This is a genomic window from Idiomarina sp. UBA4206, from assembly GCF_002383015.1.
GTDB lineage: Bacteria > Pseudomonadota > Gammaproteobacteria > Enterobacterales > Alteromonadaceae > Idiomarina > Idiomarina abyssalis.
The window spans coordinates 52365-53646 of record NZ_DFTS01000058.1; the positions used below are offsets into that span (position 1 = coordinate 52365).

Below are 1282 nucleotides of genomic sequence, written 5' to 3' on the forward strand. Positions count from 1 at the left end.
CCGCGACTTCAACTTCTGCCGAATACAAATTCTCAATTAACCGCGCTTCAGCATCTGTTGTCGTAAAAGTGACTAACAGCACTAAAAAAGCGACTGCAATGTAATGAATCTTCGACTTTGACATGTCATTATCCAAATAAGACTTTGAGAGCATATTAAACAGCCAGATAGCGAACAGCAAGTAACAACTTGTGGATAAGCTTGTGGGAATCTTCGCTAGGAAAATAAAGCGACTACAGGTAGTATTGCCACAAACGGACGAAGGGTGACAAAGGCATGCTAAAACAACAACTTCGCGGTATCAGTTCACTGCTTGGCAGCATCAGTTTAATTGGGGTCTGTGTTGGCATGACCAGTACCCTACTCAGTTTGCGTGCCACCATTGAAGACTTCGGTACCCTGGTTACCGGTTTTATTATGTCAGCCTATTTTATCGGTTACCTGTTTGGCTCTACCCGCGCACCTAAAGACATTCGTCGGGTAGGCTATATTCGCTCATTCGGGGGGCTTGCCGCATTAGCCGCCTTCAGTATTCTAATGCAGGCCATTTGGGTTGACCCCGTAGTCTGGTTTGTTATGCGTTTTATTACCGGTTTTGCCATTTCCGGTATTTTTGTCATTGTCGAAAGTTGGCTTAATACCATGGCAGATAACCGCAGCCGCGGTACTTTACTGTCTATCTATTTAGTCATTATTTACACTGGCCTCATTGCGGGGCAACTTATTCTAGGCGTGGCAGACCCTGCCGGCTTTGTCGCTTTTGCTATTGTCGCACTTCTGATTAACCTTGCTTTAATTCCAATTTTGGTCAGTGTGACAGTGGAACCGACAACCCATGAAAACCGTAAGGTTCCTGTCTCCTTGCTACTTAAAACGGTGCCGCTGGGTGTGGTAAACGCTTTCATTATGCAAGCCTGCTACGCCATGTTTTATGGTATCGGGCCTATGTATGCGTCTTATATTGGCCTGAGCGTTGTGCAAATTACCTTCTTCATGTCAGCCTTTATTCTCGGCGGCCTGATCTCACAAGCACCTTTCGGTTTATTATCCGATCGAATTGATCGCCGTTTTGTTATTGCTATTTGTGCAACCGGCGGCACCCTGACCGCAATCGCTCTTTCCCAGTTAGCCGCATCAAATGCGCTTCTTATTTACCTGAATGTTGGTTTATTAGGTGCCTTCATTTTACCCTTATACTCACTGGGCATGGCGCACACCAACGACTTTCTCGAACGCGATCAAATGGTCGGAGCAACGGGAGCTATCATAAAAATTGGCGGGG

1 protein-coding gene is annotated in these 1282 nt (G+C 46.0%); it reads left to right on the top strand.

The window, feature by feature from the left end:
* Nucleotides 1-276 precede the first annotated feature (276 nt).
* On the top strand, nucleotides 277-1282 hold a 1006-nt coding region (locus tag B3180_RS11885; RefSeq protein ID WP_286844760.1), incomplete at its 3' end, for an MFS transporter.